We start from the raw sequence: 7,526 nt of genomic DNA on the forward strand, positions 1-7,526 counted from the left end.
CCGACTGGAGGTTCTGCCCGGCGTGGGTCATTCCCCACACGTCGAGACGCCGAGCCAGGTCGTGGAGCTGCTCGAGGACTTCATCGAATCCCCGGGACAGTCCTCGGCGGTCACCACACCCAACCGCTGACTCACCGCCTCGCGGTGGGATTTCGAACCGCTCGACGACGAGGTGTTCCCGGCGGTGGCGCTGGCCCGCGAGGCCGGCCGGCGCGGCGGATGCCTGACCGCGGTGTACAACGCCGCCAACGAGGAGGCGGCGGCCGCCTTCCTGGCCGGCCGGATCCGGTTCCCCGCGATCGTGCGCACCGTCGCCCATGTGCTGCGCGCTGCCGACCAGTGGACTGCCGAACCAGCTACCGTGGATGACGTACTCGACGCCCAGGACTGGGCCCGTGACCGGGCCCGTCGCGCCGTCGAGCGGGAACCCGCAGGTAGCAGACGATAGGGACTGGCCGCCAGATGATGTACGTGCTCGGCGTGACGCTGTTCGCGATCGCCATTCTGGTGTCCGTCGCGCTGCACGAATGCGGCCACATGTGGGTGGCGCGCGCCACAGGCATGAAGGTGCGCCGCTACTTCGTCGGCTTCGGGCCGACGCTGTGGTCGACACGCCGCCCCAACAAGCTGGGCCAGACCGAGTACGGCATCAAGGCCGTGCCCCTCGGCGGGTTCTGCGACATCGCCGGCATGACCGCGGTCGAGGAACTCGATCCCGAGGACCGCCCGTACGCGATGTACAAGCAGAAGACGTGGAAACGCGTCGCCGTGCTGTTCGCCGGGCCGGCGATGAACTTCGTCATCGGCCTGGTGCTGATCTACGCCATCGCCATCGTCTGGGGACTGCCCAACATCAAGGCCCCGACCACCGCCGTGGTCGGCGAGACGTCGTGCATCAAATCCGAAGTCACGCAGGGTGAGCTGGGGGACTGCATCGCCAACAGCCCGGCCGCCGCCGCCGGCATCCAGGCCGGCGACGTCATCGTCAAGGTGGGTGACACCGACGTCGCCACGTTCGACGCCCTCGTCGAGGCGGTGCGCCGGCAGAACGGCCCGACCGCGCTGACCGTGCAGCGGGACGAGAACGGCCAGACCCGGGAGTTCACCACCACCGTCGACGTCACCCCGAGCCAGCGCTACGTCGCCGGCGACGACGGCGGCCCCGCCGTCCCGGTCGACGTCGGCAGCATCGGGGTGACCGCGGCGCAGTTCGGGCCGACGCAGTACAACCCGCTCACCGCGGTGCCGGGGACGCTGGTGTTCACCAAGGACCTGGCCGTGGAGCTCGGCAAGGCGATCGCGAAGATCCCGACCAAGATCGGCGCGCTGGTGCACTCGATCACCGGCGGGGAACGCGACCCCGAGACGCCGATCAGCGTGGTCGGGGCGTCCCGCATCGGCGGTGAGACCGTCGAACACGGCATCTGGGTCGCGTTCTGGTTCTTCCTGGCCCAGTTGAACTTCGTGCTCGGCGCGGTCAACCTGATCCCGCTGCTGCCCCTCGACGGCGGGCACATCGCGATCGCGCTGTATGAGAAAGTGCGCAACAAGATGCGCCAGACGCGCGGCAAAGTCGCCGCGGCACCCGTCAACTATCTCAAGCTGATGCCCCTCACCTATGTGGTGATCATCGTGATGCTGGGCTTCACGCTGCTCACCGTGACCGCCGACGTGGTCAACCCGATCACGTTGTTCCAGTAGGAGATGACTTTCATGACCTCCATCGGCCTGGGGATGCCGGCGCCGCCGGCGCCGGTCCTGGCACCCCGCCGCAAGACCCGCCAGTTGATGGTGCGTGACGTCGGGGTCGGCAGCGACCACCCGATCTCGGTGCAGTCGATGTGCACCACCAAGACCCACGACATCAACGCGACGCTTCAGCAGATCGCCGAGCTGACCGCGTCCGGCTGCGACATCGTCCGGGTGGCCTGCCCCCGCCAGGAGGACGCCGACGCGCTGCCGGTGATCGCGAAGAAGTCGAAGATCCCGGTGATCGCCGACATCCACTTCCAGCCGAAGTACATCTTCGCCGCGATCGACGCCGGGTGCGCCGCGGTCCGGGTGAACCCCGGCAACATCAAGGAGTTCGACGGCCGGGTCAAGGAGGTCGCCAAGGCCGCCGCCGACGCGGGCATCCCGATCCGCATCGGCGTCAACGCCGGGTCCCTGGACAAGCGCTTCCTGCAGAAGTACGGCAAGGCCACCCCCGAGGCCCTCGTCGAGTCGGCGCTGTGGGAGGCCTCGCTGTTCGAGGAGCACGGCTTCGGCGACATCAAGATCAGCGTCAAGCACAACGACCCCGTCGTGATGGTCGCGGCTTATGAGCAACTCGCCGCGCAGTGCGACTACCCGTTGCACCTCGGCGTCACCGAGGCCGGGCCGGCGTTCCAGGGCACCATCAAGTCCGCCGTCGCGTTCGGCGCGCTGCTGTCCAAGGGCATCGGCGACACCATCCGGGTGTCGCTGTCGGCGCCACCGGCCGAGGAGGTCAAGGTCGGCAACCAGATCCTGGAATCCTTGAACCTGCGGCCGCGCGGACTGGAGATCGTGTCCTGCCCGTCGTGCGGGCGCGCCCAGGTGGACGTCTACACGCTGGCCAACGAGGTGACCGCAGGCCTGGAAGGCATGGACGTGCCGCTGCGGGTCGCGGTGATGGGCTGCGTGGTCAACGGACCCGGCGAGGCCCGCGAGGCCGACCTCGGCGTGGCCTCCGGCAACGGCAAAGGACAGATCTTCGTCAAGGGCGAGGTCATCAAGACCGTCCCCGAGGCGCAGATCGTGGAGACCCTCATCGAAGAGGCGCTGCGGCTGGCCGACGAGATGGGTACGGAAATGGGCGACGCACAGGGTTCTGAAGGTGTTACCGGTTCGCCGGTTGTGACCGTAAGCTGAGAGTCGGCCCCACGGGGTGGGGCCCCAGCTCAGGGTCAGTTCAGAAAGAGTCCAGATGTCGGCTCCTCCGCTTTTTCGCCTCGTAGACGAGCGAAGGGTGTCGGTGGTACGCGACATCCGTGACATGGTCGCCGTCCGGCAGGTCCTCGACGACGATCCGGTGGCCGCCTGCATGGTCGCCTCGCGCGTCGCCGAGCACGGCATCGATCCGTCGGCCATCGGCGGTGAACTCTGGACGCGCCGGCGCGCCACCGAGTCGCTGTGCTTCGCCGGCGCCAATCTGATCCCGCTGCGCGGCGCCCCCGGCGATCTGAATGCGTTCGCGGACAAGGCGATGAGCAGTGCCCGCCGTTGCTCGTCACTGGTCGGCCGCGCCGAGTTGGTGCTGCCGATGTGGCAACGGCTCGAACCCGTCTGGGGGCCCGCGCGCGACGTGCGTGCGCATCAACCGCTGATGGCGTTGCGCACCGCGCCGGTGTGCGCAGTCGATCCGGCCGTGCGCCCGGTGCGGATGGACGAACTCGACGCATACCTCGTCGCCGCGATCGACATGTTCATCGGCGAGGTCGGCATCGATCCCCGCGTCGGTGACGGTGGCCGGGGCTACCGCCGCCGGGTCGCCGGGCTGATCGCCGCGGGCCGGGCCTGGGCCCGGTTCGACCGCGGCGAGGTGGTGTTCAAGGCCGAGGTGGGCTCGCAGTCCCCGGCGGTCGGGCAGATCCAGGGGGTGTGGGTGCACCCGGATCAGCGGGGCAGGGGCATGGGCACCGCGGGCACCGCCGCCGTCGCGGCGGCGGTCGTGGGCAGCGGCCGTATCGCCAGCCTGTACGTCAACAGCTTCAACACCGTCGCGCGGGCGGCCTACGCCCGGATCGGCTTCACCGAGATCGCGTCGTTCGCGACCGTCCTGCTCGACTGACCCGGGCGGGCGCCTACGCTTCACGCATGACCGAGCCCGACGCGACGGCGGAACGCAGGGAGATCGCCACCGCGCTCGTGCACGCGTTGGAGCGCCGGCACGAGGTGCTCGACGCCGTGGTCGCCTCCGACGACTACGACGCGGCGATCGAGTCGCTGGCCGAGCTGCTCGACACATCGGCCGAGGCCGCCGAAGCCGTGCTGCGGCTGTCCTTCGACCGGCTCACCAAGGTCTCGCGGCAGCGGATCGCCGCCGAACTGGCGAACCTCGACGGCGAGGTGCCGAACTACACCCGGCCCGGGCAGGCCGCCTGGGTCCCGCCGGTTGATGTTGCGGCCGTTCGCCCCCGAGCGGGATCGCGACATCTTCGCCGCCCGCACCGAGGACATGCGCTCGTCCGGTGACGGAACAACCGCTCCCGCAGGTGATCTCGGCGACGAGATCGCGGCCGCGGTGGCCCGGATGGCCGCCGAGGAATCCGCGTGGCTGGTGGCCCAGGTCGGGTCCGAGAAGGTGGGCATGGTCTTCGGGGATCTCGCCGACGGCGAGGTCGGCGTGCGGGTCTGGATCCACCCGGCCCACCGCAAGCAGGGCTACGGCACCGCCGCACTGCGCGCGTCGCGCTCGGAGATGGCTGCGTACTTCCCGGCCGTACCGCTGGTGGTCCGCGCACCCGCCGCCGGCCCCTGATCCCGCCGAAATGGCATTCCGGCCGCGCTTTTGCGAGTGAGGGCCTGCTGGAATGCAAGTTCGGCGAGGGGGGACCGGTGCGCCTGCGGCGAAATCAGATCGTTACTTCATAACATTCGTCTCAATGGCAACACTGTTCACACAAGCAACACGTATGGGTGCGCTCGCCACCGTGGCCGCGGTGGTCCTGACGCTCGGCGCGTGCACCCCGCGGCCCAACGGGCCCGAACCCACCGCCGAGGAGTTCTTCGCGGCGTTGGCCACCGGCGACACCGGCGCGGCGGCGCAGCTGGCCGACCGGCCCGAGGAGGCGCGCGCCGCGCTCAACGAGGCCTGGGCGGGACTGCAGGCCACCGGGCTGGACGCGCAGATCCTGAGCTCGAAGTACGCCGAGGACACCGGCAGCGTGACCTACCGCTACACCTGGCACCTGCCCAAGAACCGGACGTGGACCTACGACGGCCAGCTGAACATGGTGCGCGACGAAGGCCGGTGGGAGGTGCGGTGGAGCGCCACCGGGCTGCATCCGAGGCTGGGGGAGAACCAGACGTTCGCGCTGCGCGCCGACGCGCCGCCGCGGGCCTCGGTGCACGAGCGCACCGGAACCAACGTGCTGGTGCCGGGCTACAAGTACCACTTCGCGCTCGACGCGAACGCCGCCGGCGCCGACCTGATGCCCACCGCCCACAAGATCGTCGGGGCGTTGCACCGGTTCGACAACACCCTGGACGCGCAGCGTCTCGCCGAATTGGCCAGCTCGAAGAAGGGCTCGCTGAGCCTGCTCACGCTGAACCAGGCCGACCACGACGCGGTGGTGGGCGCCCTCGGCTCGGTGCCCGGGGTGGTGATCACCCCGCAGCCCGAAATGGTGCCCACCGACCCGACTTTCGCGCCGACGGTGGTCAACGAGATCAAGAAGACCGTCGCCGAGGATCTCGACGGCGATCCCGGGTGGCGCGTGGTCACGGTGAACCAGAACGGCGTCGACGTCGACGTCCTCAACGAGGTGCCCGGTCAGCCGGCGCCGTCGGTGAGCATCAGCCTGGACCGCACGGTGCAGACGGCGGCGCAGAACGCGGTCGGCATCACCGACAAGCAGGCGATGATCGTGGTGATCAAACCGTCCACCGGTGAGATCCTCGCGGTGGCGCAGAACGCGGCGGCCGACCGGGAGGGGCCGCTGGCCACCATGGGCCTGTTCCCGCCCGGCTCGACGTTCAAGATCGTGACCGCCGGGGCGGCGATCGAACGCCAGATGGCAACGCCGAACACGCTTCTGGGCTGCCCGGGACGCTTGGACATCGGGCATCGCACGGTGCCCAACTACGGCGGCTTCGACCTCGGCACCGTTCCGATGTCGCGCGCCTTCGCCAGTTCGTGCAACACCACGTTCGCCGAACTGGCCAGCAGGATGCCGCCGCGCGGGCTCACCCAGGCCGCGTCGCAGTACGGCATCGGGCCCGACTACGACATCCCGGGGCTGAGCACCGTCAGCGGCTCGGTCCCGCCGACGGTGAACCTCACCGAGCGCACCGAGGACGGCTTTGGCCAGGGCAAGGTGCTGGCCAGCCCGTTCGGGATGGCGCTGGCCGCGGCGACGGTCGCGGCCGGCCACACCCCGGTGCCGCGCCTCATCGAGGGCCGCGACACCCGGATCACCGGCGAACGCCAGCCGATCTCACCGGCGGTGGTCGACGGCCTGCGCCCGATGATGCGTCTCGTCGTCACCAACGGCACGGCCGACGACCTGCAGGGCGCCGGCGACGTGCGCGGTAAGACCGGGGAGGCGGAGTTCGCCGGCGGCTCGCACTCCTGGTTCGCCGGGTACCGCGGCGACATGGCGTTCTCCGCGTTGATCGTGGGCGGTGGCAGCTCGGAGTACGCGGTACGGATGCTCAAGGGCATGCTCGACGCCTTGCCGCCGGACTATCTGGCCTGACGCCGCGGCGGTACCGTGGACACCGTCATGACGGACATCAACCACGGTCACGGACCCGACGCGGTCGCGATGCGGATCTCCGACGTCGACCGTAACGGCACGCTGCGCCGGCTGCACAACGCCGTCGCGCTCGGGCTGATCGACATCGACGAGTTCGAGGAGCGCTCGGCCGCGGTGTCGCAGGCGCGGCTGCGCTCGGAACTCGACGCTCTCGTCGGTGATTTGCCCGGCCCGGGGGCGATCGTGACGTCCGCGGCTGACCGCGTCGAACTACGGGGCGTTCTCGGATCGCTCAAGCGTCAGGGCGAGTGGGTGGTGCCGTCGCGGCTGGCGCTGCACCGGCGCATGGGTTCGGTGGACCTCGACCTGACCCGGGCTCGGTTCGCGGGGCCGATCGTGGTCATCGAGCTCGACCTGAAGTTCGGCGGCCTGGACCTGAGACTGCCCGACGGCGCCAGCGCATCCATCGACGACGTCGAGGTCAATGTCGGCAGCGCCCACGACCACCGCCGCGACGCACCGGCCGAGGGAAATCCGCACGTCATCCTCACCGGCAAGGTGGTGTGCGGTTCGGTCGACGTCCGCGGACCGCGCAGATCGTGGCGCCTCGGCCCGCTGCGCACGAGCTGAGGCCGCTGCGATCCGGCGCGCCTAGGACTCTGCTGAATAAGGGGGTGTGGAGTGTGGCCGTTAGTGCGCTCTGGATGCCGGCTCGGGGTTGGCGGCGAGATTTCAGCTTGGGTGTGTTGGTGTCGAACGGGACCTGATGTTGGGTGTCAGGCCAAGGCCCAGGTTTTGCCGGCGTTGGTCAGGCCGAGCGTGATCAGTCGGCGCAGGTTCAGTGCGGCGGCGCGGTGGTGCAGCCACTGGTCGTTCTTGGCGACGCCGCGGTAGCGGACTTTTCGGTTTCCTCGGGTTAGCCAGGCGATCGAGCGTTCCACCATAGGGCGGTGTTGTCGATATTCGTTGAGCCAGCGTGTGTTTCGTGACTGTTTTCGGGCTGACTGCTGCAGTGCGTGGTGCGGTGAGATTTTGGCGGTCTTGCCTTTGACTGCGGTGGTGCATCGGGAGCGCAGGCAGCAGCCT

6 protein-coding genes and 2 pseudogenes are annotated in these 7,526 nt (G+C 69.5%); 7 read left to right on the forward strand and 1 reads right to left on the reverse strand.

Annotated features, from left to right (window positions below):
* Positions 1–133: 133 nt before the first annotated feature.
* The 7 genes and pseudogenes from ASJ79_RS14280 to ASJ79_RS14310 all read left to right on the forward strand — a co-directional run.
* A pseudogene (locus ASJ79_RS14280) lies at positions 134–448 on the forward strand (1-deoxy-D-xylulose-5-phosphate reductoisomerase); the annotation flags it as partial.
* A 14-nt stretch (positions 449–462) separates the two neighbouring features.
* On the forward strand, positions 463–1,701 hold the full coding sequence (locus ASJ79_RS14285) for an RIP metalloprotease (protein WP_067956217.1): 1,239 nt from the start codon (positions 463–465) through the stop codon (positions 1,699–1,701).
* A 12-nt stretch (positions 1,702–1,713) separates the two neighbouring features.
* Positions 1,714–2,892, forward strand: coding sequence for a flavodoxin-dependent (E)-4-hydroxy-3-methylbut-2-enyl-diphosphate synthase (gene ispG / locus ASJ79_RS14290; RefSeq protein ID WP_156448444.1), 1,179 nt, complete (start codon positions 1,714–1,716; stop codon positions 2,890–2,892).
* Positions 2,893–2,947: 55 nt separating this feature from the next.
* Complete coding sequence (locus ASJ79_RS14295) at positions 2,948–3,811, forward strand: GNAT family N-acetyltransferase (RefSeq protein WP_067956219.1); 864 nt, start codon at positions 2,948–2,950, stop codon at positions 3,809–3,811.
* A gap of 26 nt (positions 3,812–3,837) precedes the next feature.
* Positions 3,838–4,501, forward strand: a pseudogene (locus ASJ79_RS14300) (GNAT family N-acetyltransferase).
* Between the two features lie 124 nt (positions 4,502–4,625).
* Positions 4,626–6,440, forward strand: a complete 1,815-nt coding sequence (locus ASJ79_RS14305; RefSeq protein WP_067956220.1) for a penicillin-binding transpeptidase domain-containing protein — start codon at positions 4,626–4,628, stop codon at positions 6,438–6,440.
* Positions 6,441–6,467: 27 nt separating this feature from the next.
* A complete protein-coding gene (locus ASJ79_RS14310; protein ID WP_067956221.1) occupies positions 6,468–7,070 on the forward strand; it encodes a DUF1707 domain-containing protein in 603 nt (200 codons plus the stop codon).
* A gap of 146 nt (positions 7,071–7,216) precedes the next feature.
* Here ASJ79_RS14310 and ASJ79_RS31035 read toward each other — a convergent pair.
* On the reverse strand, positions 7,217–7,526 hold a 310-nt coding region (locus tag ASJ79_RS31035; RefSeq protein ID WP_197420215.1), incomplete at its 5' end, for a transposase.

Origin of the sequence: Mycobacterium sp. NAZ190054 (assembly GCF_001545925.1) — a bacterium.
Lineage (GTDB): Bacteria > Actinomycetota > Actinomycetes > Mycobacteriales > Mycobacteriaceae > Mycobacterium.